Genomic DNA, 16607 nt, shown 5'->3' on the forward strand with positions numbered 1-16607 from the left:
CGTTGTCTCACAGTCTCGGAATGGAAAGTCCGCCATCCACCGGGATCGTTGCCCCGGTGGCAAAGCGCATCTGGCCTTGGACAAGGGGCAGCACCACGTTCGCAATGTCCTGCGGCATGCCCCAACGGGATGCCGGCACAAGACCGGCTTCGATACGGGCGGTATATTTGTCCTTCACACCCGCGGTCATCTCGGTCGCGATTATGCCCGGACGCAGTTCGAATACGCCGATGTCATGCGGGGCCAACCGGACCGCGAAGAGTTTGCTCATCATTGCTGCACCGGCCTTGGACATGCAGTATTCAGCACGTTCGACAGAAGCCATCTCTGCGCTCACCGACGTCACGAAGACCATCGCGCGATAGGTGTCAGACGGTTTCTCCAGCATGCGCCGGGCCACCTCCTGAGACAGAAAGAACGCGCCACGGAGATTGACGTTCATGACCATATCGAAACCCGCTGGCTCCATATCGAGCATGTCACCCCGGACAGGTGCGCCGATGCCTGCATTGTTGATCAGCGTGGTAACGGGCCCAAGCGTGGCCTCGACCTGATCGAGGAGTCCCGGGACCGCGGAAATGTCGGACACATCGTGCTGCACATAGAGCGCGGCATCACCGAGACGCTCCAGAGCGCTGCGCACCGTCTGATCATCAAGTTTCGGCAGTGAGGCGATGACAATCCTGAACCCTGCACCAGCCAGGGTTTCGGCAATGGCAAAGCCGATGCCCTGCTGCCCACCGGTGATCAATGCGACGCCGCTCATGCCGCAAACTCCGTCTCTCGGATGTGCCGCCCGGCGCGGAGGGCAAGTGCCGCAATCGTGAGCGCAGGGTTCACAGCCGCCGATGTGGGCAGGACAGACGCATCCACGATGAAAAGGTTTTGGTGATCGTGAGAACGACAGAACGTATCGACGACACTGGATTGCGGATCTTTGCCCATCCGAGCTGTGCCGCATTGGTGCGACGGGGTTCTGCGGTCAAACGGCTTGGCGACTACAATCGGGAAACCCGCCTCGCGCAGCTTGGACTTGAGCAGCCTGACCAGCCCTTCATGCGCCGCCCAGTTCGACCGTTTCCAATCGAGCCTGATCTGACCATCCTTGAGCGTGACGCGGCTTTCGGGATCCGGCAGATCTTCTGACATTGCGTAAAAATCGTAGCTGCGCGCGGCGATGATGTTTGCCAGCCAATTCGGCAAACCCGAACTCGCGGCCAAGATCGGCCCGGTAATCTTGCCCAGCATCTGTATGTTGCCGAGAGGTGCTGCGTTCTCATTGGCGCTGAGGTAGTAATCGTTGACCATGATCGTCTTTTGGTAGACCGAGCGGTTTTTCCTGAAAGGGTGCAGCGCGAGCACGGCCGAGCAATTGTGGTTCATGAAATTCCGCCCGACCTGATCGGAGCGGTTGGCAAGACCGTTCGGAGCGGCATCGCCTGCAGAGGCAAGGAGCAGAGCAGCGCTTTGCACAGCCCCGGCGGAAAGAACGACAAGACGCGGCGCCAGGCTCTTTTCCTCACCGTCTTGTTCATAGACCACGCGAGACACTCGTCCGTCGGCATCGGCAATTAATCGCGTGACGCGGCACTTGGTCATCAGGCTGACGTTGTCATGGACCAATGCGGTTTTCAGGCTCCGGCTCTCTGCGTCCATCTTTCCGCCGCAGGTGTCGGGGAACGCGTCCCAGGTCGTTTGTCCGCCGGCCAACCAGCGGTCGAGATCGACACCCAATGGCAGGCTTGCGGGTGAGAGGCCGACACGGGCCAACCGCGCGCGTAGATCGGCTATGTCGGGTTCGTCCGGGACAGCCGTGTGCGGATACTGTCCGGAATGAGGCGGTTCGGTTGGATCTTCTCCAAGCGTTCCACGTACTGCGAAGAACTCTTCTGCCGCTTGGTAATCCGGTTCAAGCTCTGCATAGGAGATGGGCCACCCAGGCGTGGAGCCGCCCAGGTGTTGGAGCACTCCAAAGTCTTCCGCGCGGTACCGGATCAGGACCGCGCCGTAAAACTTCGAATTTCCGCCGACATTGTAGTAGTTTCCCGGATTGAAGGGCTTGTTTGCCCCATCGAGCCAGGTCTCTTCGGGACGAAACACGCCATTGCCAAAAATCGCCTGCGCATCGCGATCATACCGGGACGGTGCCAGCCTGTCGCCGCGCTCAAGGATCACGATCCTTCGGCCAGTCGGCGCAAGCGCCGCAGCGATTGTCGCGCCGCCCATGCCCGAGCCAATGATGACAATGTCAGCAGACGTCATGGAACGATACGGTTCTTGCTGGCGGGGTCGAACGCCACTGCCTTTTCCATGTTGACCGCAAAGGTGAAATCCGCGCCGGGACGCACTTCGGCATCCGAACGCATCCTGGCAATGACGTCCTTGCCCCCGAGGGTCATCGATACGAAGGTGTCGGACCCTGCAGGTTCGGTCACAACGATCCGATTGGTCAGATGTGCAATGTTGGATGACTTGCGGTCCGCTGCATCCTCGTCGGTGATCGTCTCGGGGCGAATACCGAGCAGAATGTCCCGACCCTCCCAGGCAGCGAGATTGTCCTGACTGAAAGGCAACTCGGCAAGACTGCCATCATGCAGCGCGACCTCCGCGACGGGGCGACCGTTTGCCAGCCGCACGGTTGCGGGGACCACGTTCATCGCAGGCGACCCCATAAAGGTCGCCACGAAGATATTCGCGGGGGTGTCGTATATCTCCTGAGGGGTTCCGAGTTGCTGAACGTAGCCGCCGTTCATCACCGCAATGCGTGTCGACAGGGTCATGGCTTCGATCTGGTCATGCGTCACATAGACTATCGTGGTGCCGAGGTTCTGATGCAGTTTCTTGATCTCGGTGCGCATGTCGACGCGCAACTTTGCGTCGAGGTTCGAAAGCGGCTCGTCGAAGAGAAAGACATCCGGGTTGCGGACCAGAGCGCGCCCCATCGCCACGCGCTGGCGCTGCCCACCGGAGAGAGCGCCGGGCTTACGGTCAAGCAGTTGTTCAATCTGCAGGAGCTTGGCCACATCATGCATGGCCTTCTCGCGCTCGGCCTTCGGTGTCCCATGCATTTCAAGGCCAAAGGTGATGTTTTGGCCAACGGTCATGTTCGGGTAAAGCGCATAGCTCTGGAACACCATTGCGATGTTGCGCTTTGACGGGTGCACGCCGTTCATCACCACATCCTTGATGCGGATCTCACCTGAGGTGATGTCTTCAAGCCCGGCGATCATGTTGAGCAGCGTGGACTTGCCGCACCCAGAAGGCCCAACCAGGACGAGAAACTTACCCTCTTCCACAGAGATGTCCACCTTGTGCAGCACTTCGACCGCGCCATAGGATTTGGTGGTGTTGTCGATGTCGAGAAAGCCCATGGCGTTTATCCTTTGACTGATCCAGCCATCAGACCGCGCACGAAGTAGCGGCCGGCGACGATGTAAACGAGAAGTGTGGGAAGAGCGGCGAGGATCGCGCCTGCGAAATGGACGTTGTATTCCTTCACGCCCGTGGACGATTGCACGAGGTTGTTCAGCGCCACCGTCATTGGAGCGCCATCCCCACTGGCGAAGGACGCCCCGAACAGGAAGTCATTCCAGATGTTGGTGAACTGCCAGATGATGCAGACGACAGCGATTGGTCCGGAGCTTGGCAGAAGAATCCGCCAGAAGATCTTGAAGAAACTCGCACCATCAATCTGGGCGGCACGCACAAGTTCAGTCGGAAACACCGCGTAGTAGTTGCGGAAATAGAGCGTCGAAAAACCGATCCCGTAAACGACGTGGACCAGCACGAGACCAGAAGCCGTTCCCGCCAGCCCGAGGAAACCGAGGACGGCCGCCATCGGGATGAGCACGATCTGGAACGGGATGAAGCAGGCGAACAGCATCAGGCCGAAGAGGATCGTATCATACCTGAAGCGCCATTTGGTCAGCACATAACCATTCAACGCACCAAGGATCGTCGAAATCGCAACAGCGGGAACGACCATCGAGATGGAGTTCCAGAAATAGGGTTTCAGCCCTGTCGGCTCCACCCCGATCTGCGCGGTGGACCAAGCCTTGAGCCATGGCTCGATCGTCCAGACCTCGGGAAGCGCCATCATGCCTCCACCGGTGATCTCGGACAGCGGCTTCACCGAGTTCACGAGCATGACGTAAAGCGGCAGCAGGTAGAACAGCGCAAAAAGCAACAGGAAGAGATAGATCAGAACCCGAACCGCGCGCCCTGTGCGGATTGCGGTGTCTTGCATGGCGACGGACATCACTTCTTCTCCCTCAATTCGGCGTAGAGGTAGGGAATCATAATGGCTGCGATGGTCATCAGCATGATGACAGCCGAGGACGCACCGATGCCCATTTGATTGCGACTGAATGTGTAGGAATACATGAAGGTCGCGGGCAGTTCGGTTGCGCGGCCCGGACCGCCGCCGGTCAGAGCGATCACGAGGTCAAACGTCTTGATCGCAAGATGGCTGAGGATCACGAAGGCCGACAGGAACGCAGGCCGCAGCTGTGGAATGATGATGCGGCGATAGAGGTTCCAGTTCGATGCCCCGTCCATCTGCGCGGCTTTGAGGATCTCGTTGTCGATGCCGCGCAGCCCGGCAAGGAACATCGCCATGACAAAACCCGAGGTTTGCCAGACTGCTGCAAGAACCACCGTATAGATCGCGTAGTCGCGGTTTTTGATCCAATCGAATTCGAAGCTCGTCCAGCCCCAGCTTTGCATGACATTCTCGAGCCCGATACCCGGGTCAAGGAACCACTTCCATGCTGTGCCGGTGACGATGAAGCTCAGTGCCATCGGATAGAGGTAGATGGTGCGCAGCGCGCCTTCTGCGCGGATCTTCTGATCCAGAAAGATTGCGAGTCCGAGGCCAAGGCAGGTGCAAATGCCGATATAGAGGCCGGCGAAGGTGGCCATGTTCCAAAGAGAAATTTCCCAGTGGGACAGGCTGAAGAGCTTCTCGTAGTTGGAGAAGCCGATGAGTTCCAGCGTCCTTTGTCCGTCATTGTTGACGAATGGAAGGATCCGACTGTCCGTGAACGAGACGTAAACCGTGAAAAGGATGAAACCGTAGACAAAGATCAGGACCATCGCGAGAGACGGCGACAGAACAAGTTTGGGAAGCCAGTTTTGCAGGCGCGTTTGGAAATCCGCCTCAGTCCGAGCCGACATGCGCGATCCCCCTCTTCAGGATGCCATTTCAGAGTGTGTGAGGCGGCCCGAAGGCCGCCCCACGGGAGGATCACTTGGCGATCGAGACGGCGTCGACCAATTCTGCGACAGCTGTTTCGCTGTCATACTCGCCGTTGAAATGCGCCGTGATGACATCGAGGATCGCGTTCTTGACCCCGGCCGGGTTCGCGTGACCATGGGCCATCGAACCGAACAGGTTGCCCGACGCGTTGGCCGCTGCGAGATCTGCAATGCCCTTTTTACCACATGCGTCAAACGCTTCGTCCGACACATCGGTGCGCGCCGGAACAGAACCTTTCACCACGTTGAACGCAGACTGGAAAGACGGAGACAGGATCGCAGATGCAAGCGCCGCCTGCTCCTCGGACACCGAGCCGCCCTGATCGAACATCATGAATTGGTCAGCGTTGAACGTGACCTGATCCTGCGTTCCCGGGAAACGGAAGCACAGGAAGTCTTCGTCCGGGGTTTTGCCGGCATTCAGGAATTCGCCCTTTGCCCAGTCGCCCATCATCTGGAATGCCGCTTCGCCGTTGATGACCATCGCCGTGGCGAGGTTCCAGTCCCGGCCCGCGAAGTTTTCATCCACGTAGTTGCGCAGCGTGTTCATACGATCGAAAGCTTCCTTCATCGTATCGGAACCAAGCGCCTCTTCGTCCAGATCAATGAAAGCTGCCTTGTAGAACTCCGGGCCTCCGGTCGACATCGCGATTGCGTCGAAAACGGTGGCCTCCTGCCAGGCCTGACCACCTCAGGCAATCGGAATGACTCCGGCTGCCTTCAAGGTGTCGAGCGCAGCGACGAACTCATCCCAGGTCTGCGGGACAGCAACGCCATTTGCATCGAGCACGGCCTTGTTTGCCCAGACCCAGTTGGTCGAGTGCACGTTTACCGGCGCGGAGATCCACTTGCTGTCCCACTTGGCGAAGAACTGCAGCGCTTCAGGAACCACTGCATCCCAACCCTCGCGCGCGGCCACCTCGTTGAGGTCGGCAAGAGCGCCTTGCTTGCCCCAGTCAAGAACGTCGAAGCCCAGCGCCTGAACGGCGGTCGGGGCATCACCGGACGCAACGCGGGCGCGGAGAACGGTCATTGCCTGCTCACCGCCGCCGCCAGCGACCGGCATGTCCATCCAGCCCACGCCCTGCGCCTCAAGATCCTCCTTGAGCACGTTGAGGGCCGCCGCTTCGCCGCCCGAGGTCCACCAGTGCAGAACCTCCACATCCTCTGCCTGTGCTGCACCGCCGCTGATCATCAGCGCCAGCGCCATTGCCGTCTTGGTCTTCATTATCGAACGCATCTCAGTCCTCCCAGTTGCATTCAGTTGGTTGCCCGCGCCTATTCTGCGCGCGGAGTGACCCAAGGTGCGCGGCTGTCGCGTCCTACGCGCATCACCACGGATTTCACCTCAAGGAATTCCTCAAAGCCGTATTTTCCGATTTCTCGTCCGGTGCCCGATTGTTTCATCCCGCCGAAAGCCAGTTCGGGATAACCATCCATCCAGGTGTTGGTCCAAACCGTCCCTGCCTGCGCACGCCGTGCAAATTCGAGACATGTATGGACGCTTTCGCTCCAGACCCCGGCCGAGAGTCCGTATTCGCTGTCGTTGGTCAGCGCGATGGCGTCATCCAGTGTTCTGAATGTGAGCACCGAAAGGACGGGGCCGAATACCTCTTCCCGTGCCACCGCCATGTCGGCGGACACGGAACTGATGACCGTCGGTTGGTAGAACTGATCTCCCAAACCTTCGACATCGAGATACGCACCGCCCAGCTCCAGACGGGCTCCTGCGGCAACGGCCTCCTGCACATAGCCGTCGATCCGGGCGTTGTGCTCTGGCGTGACGATGGCCCCGACCTGCGTGGTCGGATCCAGAGGATCTCCGAACTTCACCTTTTTGGAAAGCGCAACGACGCGGGCTACAAAATCCTCGGCGATATCCTCGTGGACGATGATCCTGCTGGACGAGTTACAGCACTGACCCACGTTGAAATAGACGCCGAAGGTCACTGCATCTGCCGCGTTCTCCAGATCCGCATCCGGGAATATGACCTGAGGGTTCTTTCCGCCCAACTCGAGCGCGACCTTCTTCAGCGTGTCGGAAGCTGCCTTGGTGATGAGTTTGCCCACCGCTGTGGAACCCGTGAACGTCACCATGTCGACGTCCGGGTGCGTCGACTTCAGACTGCCCACGGGGTCACCATATCCAAGGACGATATTGCACACGCCAGCGGGCAGTCCTGCCTGCATCAACAACTCGCCCATCATGACGGTCGATGAAGGCGTCATTTCCGAAGGCTTCACAACGACAGTGCACCCCGCAGCCAAGGCAAACGGAAGTTTCTGGCTGAGGATCCAAAACGGGAAATTCCAGGGTGTGATGACAGAGACCACTCCGATGGGGTCCTTCACGACAACACCGAGCATGTCACTTCCAAGAGTGTTGTGGCTGTCGCCCTGCGACGTGCGTGCCAGCGCAGCCGCGTAGCGCCACAGGTCCGCGGCGCCGGCGACCTCGCCTTTGGACTGCGAAATCGGTTTGCCGCTTTCGAGCGTTTCCTGAAGTGCGATGCGATCGACATTGGCCTCGATCAGATCAGCCACCCGTAGAAGGACCGCCGCGCGTTCGCGTCCGGAAATGCGGCTCCAGATGCCAGCGTCGAAAGCCCGGCGTGCCGCCTTGATGGCGGCGTCTGTCTCTTCCGGGCCACCCTTGGATGAGGTGCTGACCACAGTTCCATGGGACGGAGACACCCGATCGAACGTCTCTCTGCCAGTGACCCAGGCTCCGTCGATCAGATGCCGCCCGGTAAATGGCTGGGGCAACTCGTATGCGATGGACGTGTTTATGCTGAGGTCATTCATGTGGATCAGAACCCGGTAAAATCTGCAGTGCGTTTGTTCAGAAAAGCATCGACGCCTTCGTTCCGATCATCGGATGAGGCAGCCGCGGCACTGGCGAGCGCTTCGATGCCTGCTGCGGCATCCTCGCCGCGCGCCGCATGGATCATGCTCTTGGCCAGTTCATTCGCCCGAGGCGAGACATCTTTAAGCGACGCTGCAATCTCCCTTGCCACGGAAAGCGTATCCTCTGCGACCTCGGCCACGAATCCAAAACCAAGTGCCCGGTCCGCAGTGAGGCGGCGGCCAAAGAGAGCAAGCTCTTTGAGTACAGGTTCGGGCATCAGACGTGCGACGCGTTGCGTCCCGGACCATCCGGGGACGATGCCGACCCTGGCTTCGGGAAGCGCGAGTGTTGCGTGCGGGGTCATGACCCGTATGTCGCAGCACGCTGCAAGCTCGAGCCCTCCGCCGAAAGCATGACCATTGAGTGCGCCGATTGTCGGTTTGCCGAGCCGTGCCAGCCGGTCGAAGACGCGGTGGCCGCTCCGCACCCAATCCCGTGCAAATGCGGACGGGGTCATAGGCCCCCACTCCGAGATATCCGCCCCGCAGCAAAATGCCTTGGACCCGGCGCCGGTTACCACAAGTGCGCGCAGATCGGGATTTGCCTCGACCGCATCGCAATACTCGGCAATCTGGCGCAGCATTCCCATGGTCAGGGCATTGAGCCTGGACTCGTTTTCGAGCCGCATCACAGCCAGAGAACCGTCATATGTCAGCGTGACATTGCTCATAGTTCGAGCCCCATCGGCGCTTCCGCCAGAAGCGATTTCGGCATCACACGCGCATTTTCCGCCACTCGAACATGTCCACCGGACGCAGCGACGATATGCGCTTCAGGGTCGATACCCGGCATGATCTCGGTTGCAACAAGACCGTTTCCGGTCAGTTCGATGACGCAGCGCTCGGTCACGTAGAGCACGTTCTGCCCCTGCTCACGCGCACGGCGACCGGAGAATGTCACGTGCTCCACCTCATCGACCATCTTGGTGAATTTGCCGGGGGCGGCGATGTGGATTCCGTTTTCGGTCAACTCGATCTGGGCTCCAGCCTCGAACCAACCCGAAAAGACGATTTTTCTGGCATGGGCCGTAATGTCGACAAAGCCACCGCATCCCGCAGTCAGATAGGGTTTCTTGCCCAGCTTCGAGACATTCACGTTGCCCTCGACATCAACTTCGAGGAACGACAGGAAGGACACGTCAAAGCCTGCGCCCTGGAAATAGATGAATTGCTGTGGCGAGGGTACGAAGGCGTCCGCATTGGATGCGCAGCCGAATGCGAAACCCGTCAGAGGCACGCCCCCGACGGCCCCTTGTTCAATCGCCCAGGTGACGGCATCCGGATGACCTTCCTCGAGCAGAATCCGCGGCACCATGGCCGAGATCCCGAAACCCAGATTGGCGGTCATTCCCCGCTTGAGTTCCTGCGCAGCGCGCCGGGCGATGACCTTTTCCACGCCATGCTCCGCGTGAGAGAAACTGTCCCACGGACGCATGATCTCACCCGAAATCGCCGGATCGTACTGAGTTTCGGTTGTTTGCTTCTGGTTCGGATCGACGACAACGCAATCTACAAGGTGACCGGGCACCCGGACCTCATGCGGACGCAGGCTGCCATTCGCCGTGATACGTTTGACCTGAGCGATTACCAGACCGCCATTGTTGCGCACGCAGATGGCCTGTTCGAGGCCACCAAGATAAGCGCCTTCATGTTCATAGGTGAGATTGCCGCGTTCATCTGACGTGGTGGCGCGGATGATGGCGACGTTTGGCGTTATGTTGGGGAAATGGAGCCAGGTATCTCCGCCAAATTCCACACGGCTGACAATCGGGGATGCTGCGCCTTTGTCGTTCATCGCGCAGCCTTGCCGCTTGGGATCGACGAAGGTTTCAAGACCTACCTTGGTCAATACACCGGGACGATGCGCGGCGGCTTCTCGGTGCATGTCGAACATGATCCCGGAGGGGACGTTATACGCGGCAACCCGATCTTCGACGATCATCTTCCAGATCTCGGGCATCGCGACACTCGACGGCCCGGACGGATAGGACCCCGCCAGAACGCGGGACAGAAGACCATCCTTTGCAATGTGGTCCATGCCCTTCACGCCGTAGACGTCTCCGGCCGCAATGGGATGCAGCGCGGTAATGGCTCTGGGATGGCCCTCGGCGTCAAAACGCGCACCAATCGCCTTGAGAACTGCGTCGGGGCAGCCGAGGGATGACGAGGACGACACCGAAACGACTGCGCCATCCGGAATCCGGCAGACCGCGTCCTGAACCGAAACGACTTTGCTCATTCCGGCGCTCCGTATTCGATGGCCACCTTTCGGCCCGTCTGCGCGGCCTCGCGAACTGCCAATGCCACGGCCAGAGACTTGATCCCATCGGACCCCGACGCGGCCGGGGCGCCTTGACCCTTCACCGCTGCCGTAAAGTCAGCAACGCCCTGGACATATAGAGAGTGGTCCGAACAGGGGATTTCGCGCCTTCCCTCTGCCGTTACCAGGGTCACGGAACCCACCGGCATCTGGGTCATGACCCCGGACGCAAAGATTGAACCCATGGTACCGTGCACTTCGAAACCCGTGCCGGCGAATGGATGAGTGAAACTTTCGTGGGACATGACCATGGCCCCTGAGGGCATTGACCAGACCGACATACAGCTATCCTCAACGCCGCGCCCCATGCCGGACTGCGCCATCTGAGCAACAACATCCACCGGGTCTTCACCAAGTAGAAAACGCGCCACATCTGCGTCATGCACGGTGATGTCGGGAATCACTCCGCCACCTGCCGTGGCATCATTGATCCGCCAGCCCTGAAGGTTCTCCGGCAGGTGCACGGCGTGGTGAATCCGCAGCGAAAGAACTTTCCCAATCTGTCCCGATTGGATGATGTCGCGAACTGCGCGATGCGTACCGGAACAGCGCAGATGGTGATTGGTGCCGAAGACCAGACCTTTCGCCTTCGCCGCGCCCACCATCTCATGGGCTTCTGCCAGGGTCATACCGAGCGGCTTTTCACACAGCACATGCTTGCCAGTTGCAATCGCCGCCATGGCCTGATCATGGTGCTTTTCATTTGTCGACGAAATGTACACACACGCCGGACCCTTATCGGAAAGAGCCTCCGCAAGATCGGCGGTGCTATTGGCTATACCGTGCTCGTCAGCCCATTTCGCCGTCCGGTCCCCCGATCCGCTGACGATCCAGGTCACGTCGCTACCGGCCTGAGCGCGCACCGCTGAGATCATGTGCTGCGAGGCAATAGTGCTGGCACCGACAAAGATCCACTGCATCGCCCGATTCTCCATAATATGGAACGTTCCAAAAGTTAATTACTGGAACGTTCCATATTTGACAACAGAAGTTTTCGAAGAATCGCGGAGCGAAGCTTGGAAGCGGCCGCATGCTCCTCGGAAAATGCGGATGGCAAATGGTCTTCAGCAGGAATGCGGAGAGATCAGCTTTTTGAATTGCTGGATCCAGATGTATGGATCAGGCGAACGAGAACTGAAAACCGCGCCTGCAGAAAACGTCGCATGTCTGATTACAGTGGTGAGCCGTGCAGGATTCGAACCTGCGACCCACTGATTAAAAGTCAGTTGCTCTACCAACTGAGCTAACGGCCCACTGGCGGGCTATCTAGAAAGAGGGCGGAGTGCGGTCAACCCCCAAAACGGCACAATCCAATAGTAACTTACAGTTTGGCGTGTTGGCCGTGTGCCCCCGCACTGGAAAGATGTATGCGACAGGCGTATATGCGCGCGCATGATGACCCACAAACCGCGCGATATCGCCTTCATGAAGATGCACGGGCTCGGCAATGACTTTGTCGTGCTGGATGCGCGTGTGCAGCCTGTCGTGATGACCGCCGCGCTGGCGCAGGCTATTGGCGACCGACATCGCGGAGTGGGATTCGATCAGCTTGCCTTGATTGAACGCGGTGCAGGTGACGCGGATGCGCGGCTGGTGTTCTACAATTCAGACGGATCGACGGCAGGAGCCTGCGGCAATGCCACGCGCTGCATCGCCCGTCATCTGATGGACGAAAGCGGCTTGACCGGGGTGACCCTGACCACCGAGCGGGGGCAGCTTTTTGCGCGGGACGCCGGAAACGGGCTGACCTCTGTGAACATGGGGCAGCCACAGTTGCGTTGGGATGAGGTACCGCTGGCGCACGAGATGGATACTTTGGAGCTGCCCATCGACGGAGCTCCGACAGCGACAGGTATGGGCAATCCGCATTGCACGTTCTTTGTCGAGGATGCCGAATCGGTGGACCTTGAAACGCGCGGTGCCGAAATCGAAGATCATCCACTGTATCCGCAGCGCACCAATGTGCAGTTCGCCAGCCTTATTGGACCCGACCATCTACGGATGCGGGTGTGGGAGCGCGGGGTTGGTGTCACGCTGGCCTCTGGGTCATCCTCCTGTGCGACGGCCGTTGCCGCGGCTCGGCGCGGCCTGACCGGGCGGCGGGTGAGCATCGACCTTGATGGTGGGCGGATCGAGATCGACTGGCGCGAAGATGGTGTCTGGATGACCGGACCGACCGCGCATGTATTCAGCGGCACATTTACGGCAGAGTGGCTGGAGCGCGTGTCATGACCCCGCCCAAGTTCACCACGCTCGGCTGTCGACTGAACGCCTATGAAACCGAAGCGATGAAAGACCTCGCCGCGCAGGCGGGGCTTGAGAACGCTGTTGTGGTCAACACCTGTGCCGTGACCGCCGAAGCGGTGCGCAAGGCACGGCAGGAGATTCGCAAGCTGCGTCGGGACAATCCGAACGCGAAGTTGATCGTGACCGGCTGTGCCGCGCAGACCGAACCCGAGACCTTTGCCAAGATGGCTGAGGTCGATGCTGTGATCGGCAACACCGAAAAGATGACGCCGGACACCTGGAAAGGGCTGGCGGCAGATTTCATCGGCGAAACCGAGTCGGTGCAGGTCAATGACATCATGTCAGTGACGGAAACCGCGCAGCACCTGATCGACGGCTTCGGCACGCGGTCCCGCGCCTATGTGCAGGTCCAGAACGGCTGCGACCATCGCTGCACCTTCTGCATCATCCCCTTCGGCCGCGGCAATTCGCGCTCGGTGCCGGCCGGGGTGATCGTGGATCAGATCAAGCGGCTGGTGGACAAGGGCTTCAACGAAGTCGTGCTGACCGGGGTCGATCTGACGTCCTGGGGCGCAGACCTGCCCGCGCAGCCAAAGCTGGGCGACTTGGTGATGCGCATCCTCAAGCTGGTGCCCGATCTGCCGCGCCTGCGGATCAGCTCCATCGACAGCATCGAGGTGGACGAGAACCTGATGCAGGCGATTGCCTCCGAACCACGCCTGATGCCGCACCTGCACCTGAGTCTTCAGCATGGCGACGACCTGATCCTCAAGCGGATGAAACGCCGCCATCTGCGCGACGATGCGATCCGCTTTGCCGAAGAGGCGCGCAGGTTGCGCCCCGACATGACCTTTGGTGCGGACATCATCGCCGGGTTCCCGACCGAGACCGAGGCGCATTTCGAGAATTCGCTGAAGCTGGTCGAGGAATGCAATCTGACTTGGCTGCATGTCTTCCCCTATTCCCCGCGCGAAGGCACGCCAGCCGCACGGATGCCGCAGGTGGACGGGCGCGCGATCAAGGACCGCGCCGCGCGGTTACGTGCGGCGGGTGAGGCTGCCGTGTCGCGCCATTTGACGGCGCAGCAGGGCCAGACGCACAGCGTACTGATGGAAGCCCCGGACATGGGACGGACCGAACAGTTCACCGAGGTCAGGTTTGCGACAGAGCAACCGGTCGGACAGATCGTGCGCGCGACAATCATCGGACAGGACGGGCACCAACTGGTGGCCTGATGCCGGCGGACGCGTTTGCGTCAACGCAAACGGTCGATGCGTCGACGCATCGACACGGCTCGCAACAGCGGGAAAAAAGCGCACTGGCAATTGCACCGCTTGGACAATTCGGCCAAAACCTCGGCATGAGTGATCAATCCCGCGCCTTGTGCGTCCATCTCCTGACCGCCACCGGGGCCGTCTTTGCCATGCTGGCGCTTCTGGCGGCCGCGCAGGAAAAATGGTCGATCATGTTCCTCTGGCTGGTTGTCGCCTTTGCGGTCGATGGAATCGACGGTCCGTTGGCCCGAAAATACGATGTGAAAAACAATGCGCCGCGGTTTGACGGTGTGTTGCTGGATCTGATTATCGACTATCTGACCTACGTGTTCATCCCGGCCTTCGCGCTGTTTCAATCCGGGCTGCTGCCCGGCTGGACCGGCTGGTTCGCGATTATCGTGATCACCTTTGCGTCGGCCATGTATTTCGCCGACAGCCGGATGAAAACGTCGGACAATTCGTTCCACGGCTTTCCCGGCTGCTGGAACATGCTGATCCTTGTTCTCTTCGCCATCGAGCCGAACTTCTGGGTCTCGCTGACACTGGTCGCCGTGCTGGCGGTTGCGATGTTCCTGCCGCTCAAGTTCATCCACCCGGTGCGGACCGAGCGCTGGCGCAACCTGTCTCTGCCGATTGCCCTCGCCTGGACATTCTTTGCCGGTTGGGCGGCGTGGGTCGATTTCCACCCTGAAAGCTGGGCGCATTGGGGATTGATCGCTACATCGGTCTATCTCGTTCTCGTCGGCATCGTTCAGCAGATTGTACCGATACGCGGGCAGTGATTGCCTTCGGAAGGAAAGCGGCGCATGGCTGAGCCATGTTCGTGCCCAAAGCCCCAAACCCACTGCTTGCCGCGCTTCTGACGCTGTTGGCCTCTGCCTTTGTCGGGGGCACGACCCTGCTGGCCAAGATGTTGGGAACCGATACTCTGGGGCCGGCGCTGAACCCGCTTCAGATCAGCCAAGGACGGTTCACCTTTGCCTTTCTCGCCTTTGCTGTCGCAGCACTGGTGATGCGGTTGCAGGTCACGCAAATCGCGTGGCCGGTGCATACATTGCGGGTGGCGTTCGGTTGGGGTGGCGTAACACTCATGTTCGCAGCGGCGGCGTTCATCCCGCTGTCGGACGCAACGGCGATCAGCTTCCTGAATCCGGTGATCGGAATGCTGCTGGCGATTCCGCTGCTGGGAGAGCGCGTGGGCCCGGTTCGACTGTCGGCGGCGGCAATTGCACTGCTCGGCGCGATGATCCTCCTGAGACCAACGCCAGAGGCGTTTCATCCCGCTGCGCTTTTGGCCGTCGGCGCAGCCCTGTCACTTGGGTTCGAGGTGATCGTGATCAAGCGCCTGACGGGCCGCGAAGGACCATTGCAAATCCTGCTGGTGAACAACGTGATCGGCGTGGGCATCGCCTCGGCCGCGGCGGTTTGGGTCTGGATCGCTCCGACCCCGCAGCAATGGTTGGCCTTGGCCGGGATCGGACTGTTGATGGCCTCGGCCCAGACCTGTTTCATCAATGCCATCGCCCGCGCCGATGCGAGCTTCGTCGGCCCGTTCTTCTATGCCACGCTGGTCTTTGCCGCGATCTACGATTTCGTCGTTTTTGGCGTACGCCCAGATGCCGTGTCGGTGATCGGGACGGTGGTCATTCTCTGCGGCGCGGGCCTGTTGGTGTGGCGGGAAGGCCGGATCAGGCCTTCAACCGGTAGCCCCGTCGGAAGAATTGCCACGCCACGAGATTGATGGCGACCGTGCTGGTGACGGCAACCACCGCACCCAGCGCAGGGCTGCTGTCGGAAACACCGATCATACCCCAGCGCACCCCGTCGATCAGATAGAAGATCGGATTGGCATGGGTGATGTCGTACATCACCGGTGGCAGCGCCTCGACCGAGTAGAACGTGCCCGACAGGAACGCGAGCGGTGTGACGACAAAATTGGTGATCGCTGCCATCTGATCGAATTTTTCGGCGTAGATGCCTGCGACCATGCCTATACCTGACAGGAAGGCCGCACCGACAATGACGAAGAACAGGGCGGTCAACGGGTGCTGCGGGACCAGCCCCATGAACAGCCAGAGCGCAATTGCGATTGCAACAGCGACCATCAAACCGCGCGCGACACCACCTGCAAGATAGCCGAGAACCAATTCCCCCGCCGAGAGCGGAGGCATCAGGGTATCGACGATGTTGCCCTGCACCTTGGACACCACGATCGAGGACGACGTGTTGGCAAAGGCGTTCTGGATGACCGTCATCATCAGGATGCCCGGTGCGATGAATGTTGTGAAATCAACCCCCATCACGTCGCCCCGGCGTGGGCCGATGGCGATGGTGAAAATCAGCATGAAAAGGCCCGCCGTCACCAGCGGTGCCAGCAGCGTTTGTGTCCAGACGTTCAGAAATCGCAGGATTTCGCGCTGCCCCAGCGTGTATAGGCCCAGCCAGTTCACGCGCCCGAACCGACGTTCATGTGCGATCATCTGCTCAGTTTGCTGCATAGGGACCTCTTGCTTTCTCTGCGGGTTGTAACTCGCACGCGCATGACTAGAATAAGGAGCGACTTAGAGATTTCGGGCGGCCAACGCAAACGGCCGCTCTTTTTG

The 16607-nt window shown here is 59.9% G+C and carries 14 protein-coding genes, 1 tRNA gene and 1 pseudogene; 4 read left to right on the plus strand and 12 right to left on the minus strand.

Features of this window, described 5'->3' with window-relative positions; translation table 11 throughout:
- Positions 1 to 7: 7 nt before the first annotated feature.
- The 11 genes and pseudogenes from MGEO_RS00435 to MGEO_RS00485 form a co-directional block, all read right to left on the minus strand.
- Complete coding sequence (locus MGEO_RS00435; RefSeq protein ID WP_085634728.1) at positions 8 to 766, minus strand: 3-ketoacyl-ACP reductase; 759 nt, start codon at positions 764 to 766, stop codon at positions 8 to 10.
- The gene (locus MGEO_RS00440) at positions 763 to 2262 is read right to left on the minus strand and encodes an FAD-dependent oxidoreductase (RefSeq protein WP_085634729.1); all 1500 of its coding nucleotides are present in this window, start codon (positions 2260 to 2262) and stop codon (positions 763 to 765) included. Before MGEO_RS00440 ends, MGEO_RS00435 begins: the two co-directional genes overlap by 4 nt.
- Positions 2259 to 3371: an ABC transporter ATP-binding protein gene (locus MGEO_RS00445; RefSeq protein ID WP_085634730.1), complete on the minus strand. Its 1113-nt coding sequence runs from the start codon at positions 3369 to 3371 to the stop codon at positions 2259 to 2261. Before MGEO_RS00445 ends, MGEO_RS00440 begins: the two co-directional genes overlap by 4 nt.
- A gap of 5 nt (positions 3372 to 3376) precedes the next feature.
- Positions 3377 to 4246 carry a carbohydrate ABC transporter permease gene (locus MGEO_RS00450; RefSeq protein WP_408607478.1) on the minus strand — a complete coding sequence of 290 codons (870 nt, stop codon included), beginning with the start codon at positions 4244 to 4246 and terminating at the stop codon, positions 3377 to 3379.
- Positions 4247 to 4257: 11 nt separating this feature from the next.
- A complete protein-coding gene (locus tag MGEO_RS00455; protein WP_085634732.1) occupies positions 4258 to 5175 on the minus strand; it encodes a carbohydrate ABC transporter permease in 918 nt (305 codons plus the stop codon).
- Positions 5176 to 5245: 70 nt separating this feature from the next.
- Positions 5246 to 6484: pseudogene (locus MGEO_RS00460) on the minus strand (ABC transporter substrate-binding protein).
- 50 nt (positions 6485 to 6534) lie between these two features.
- The gene (locus MGEO_RS00465; RefSeq protein WP_085634733.1) at positions 6535 to 8061 is read right to left on the minus strand and encodes an aldehyde dehydrogenase family protein; all 1527 of its coding nucleotides are present in this window, start codon (positions 8059 to 8061) and stop codon (positions 6535 to 6537) included.
- A 5-nt stretch (positions 8062 to 8066) separates the two neighbouring features.
- Entirely contained in the window at positions 8067 to 8834 is a 768-nt protein-coding gene (locus MGEO_RS00470) for an enoyl-CoA hydratase/isomerase family protein (protein WP_085634734.1), read from the minus strand.
- Positions 8831 to 10402, minus strand: coding sequence for an acyl CoA:acetate/3-ketoacid CoA transferase (locus MGEO_RS00475; protein WP_085634735.1), 1572 nt, complete (start codon positions 10400 to 10402; stop codon positions 8831 to 8833). The genes MGEO_RS00470 and MGEO_RS00475 overlap by 4 nt, the downstream gene beginning before the upstream one ends.
- Positions 10399 to 11403, minus strand: coding sequence for a Gfo/Idh/MocA family protein (locus tag MGEO_RS00480; RefSeq protein ID WP_085634736.1), 1005 nt, complete (start codon positions 11401 to 11403; stop codon positions 10399 to 10401). The genes MGEO_RS00475 and MGEO_RS00480 overlap by 4 nt, the downstream gene beginning before the upstream one ends.
- A 257-nt stretch (positions 11404 to 11660) precedes the next feature.
- Positions 11661 to 11736, minus strand: a tRNA-Lys gene (locus MGEO_RS00485).
- 139 nt (positions 11737 to 11875) lie between these two features.
- On the opposite strand from MGEO_RS00485, the gene dapF reads away from it, so the two are divergent.
- The 4 genes from dapF (at position 11876) to MGEO_RS00505 (ending at position 15745) form a co-directional block, all read left to right on the plus strand.
- A complete protein-coding gene (dapF, locus tag MGEO_RS00490; protein ID WP_085634737.1) occupies positions 11876 to 12715 on the plus strand; it encodes a diaminopimelate epimerase in 840 nt (279 codons plus the stop codon).
- Positions 12712 to 13965 carry a tRNA (N(6)-L-threonylcarbamoyladenosine(37)-C(2))-methylthiotransferase MtaB gene (gene mtaB, locus MGEO_RS00495; protein WP_085634738.1) on the plus strand — a complete coding sequence of 418 codons (1254 nt, stop codon included), beginning with the start codon at positions 12712 to 12714 and terminating at the stop codon, positions 13963 to 13965. Before dapF ends, mtaB begins: the two co-directional genes overlap by 4 nt.
- 125 nt (positions 13966 to 14090) lie before the next feature.
- Complete coding sequence (locus MGEO_RS00500; RefSeq protein WP_085635220.1) at positions 14091 to 14786, plus strand: CDP-alcohol phosphatidyltransferase family protein; 696 nt, start codon at positions 14091 to 14093, stop codon at positions 14784 to 14786.
- A gap of 35 nt (positions 14787 to 14821) precedes the next feature.
- On the plus strand, positions 14822 to 15745 hold the full coding sequence (locus tag MGEO_RS00505; RefSeq protein WP_085634739.1) for a DMT family transporter: 924 nt from the start codon (positions 14822 to 14824) through the stop codon (positions 15743 to 15745).
- Here the strand turns inward: MGEO_RS00505 and MGEO_RS00510 are convergent.
- Entirely contained in the window at positions 15693 to 16502 is an 810-nt protein-coding gene (locus MGEO_RS00510; protein WP_085634740.1) for an ABC transporter permease, read from the minus strand. The genes MGEO_RS00505 and MGEO_RS00510 overlap by 53 nt on opposite strands.
- Between the last annotated feature and the right edge of the window lie 105 nt (positions 16503 to 16607).

This window comes from Marivita geojedonensis, assembly GCF_002115805.1.
Taxonomy (GTDB): Bacteria; Pseudomonadota; Alphaproteobacteria; order Rhodobacterales; family Rhodobacteraceae; genus Marivita; species Marivita geojedonensis.

Excerpts from the sequence above, each read along its gene's own strand:
- MGEO_RS00450 (WP_408607478.1), bottom strand. The coding sequence starts at position 4,246 with ATGCAAGACACCGCAATCCGCACAGGGCGCGCGGTTCGGGTTCTGATC.
- MGEO_RS00470 (WP_085634734.1), bottom strand. The coding sequence starts at position 8,834 with ATGAGCAATGTCACGCTGACATATGACGGTTCTCTGGCTGTGATGCGG.
- MGEO_RS00455 (WP_085634732.1), bottom strand. The coding sequence starts at position 5,175 with ATGTCGGCTCGGACTGAGGCGGATTTCCAAACGCGCCTGCAAAACTGG.
- MGEO_RS00435 (WP_085634728.1), bottom strand. The coding sequence starts at position 766 with ATGAGCGGCGTCGCATTGATCACCGGTGGGCAGCAGGGCATCGGCTTT.
- MGEO_RS00465 (WP_085634733.1), bottom strand. The coding sequence starts at position 8,061 with ATGAATGACCTCAGCATAAACACGTCCATCGCATACGAGTTGCCCCAG.
- mtaB (WP_085634738.1), top strand. The coding sequence starts at position 12,712 with ATGACCCCGCCCAAGTTCACCACGCTCGGCTGTCGACTGAACGCCTAT.
- MGEO_RS00500 (WP_085635220.1), top strand. The coding sequence starts at position 14,091 with ATGAGTGATCAATCCCGCGCCTTGTGCGTCCATCTCCTGACCGCCACC.
- MGEO_RS00505 (WP_085634739.1), top strand. The coding sequence starts at position 14,822 with ATGTTCGTGCCCAAAGCCCCAAACCCACTGCTTGCCGCGCTTCTGACG.
- MGEO_RS00475 (WP_085634735.1), bottom strand. The coding sequence starts at position 10,402 with ATGAGCAAAGTCGTTTCGGTTCAGGACGCGGTCTGCCGGATTCCGGAT.
- MGEO_RS00440 (WP_085634729.1), bottom strand. The coding sequence starts at position 2,262 with ATGACGTCTGCTGACATTGTCATCATTGGCTCGGGCATGGGCGGCGCG.
- dapF (WP_085634737.1), top strand. The coding sequence starts at position 11,876 with ATGATGACCCACAAACCGCGCGATATCGCCTTCATGAAGATGCACGGG.
- MGEO_RS00480 (WP_085634736.1), bottom strand. The coding sequence starts at position 11,403 with ATGCAGTGGATCTTTGTCGGTGCCAGCACTATTGCCTCGCAGCACATG.
- MGEO_RS00510 (WP_085634740.1), bottom strand. The coding sequence starts at position 16,502 with ATGCAGCAAACTGAGCAGATGATCGCACATGAACGTCGGTTCGGGCGC.
- MGEO_RS00445 (WP_085634730.1), bottom strand. The coding sequence starts at position 3,371 with ATGGGCTTTCTCGACATCGACAACACCACCAAATCCTATGGCGCGGTC.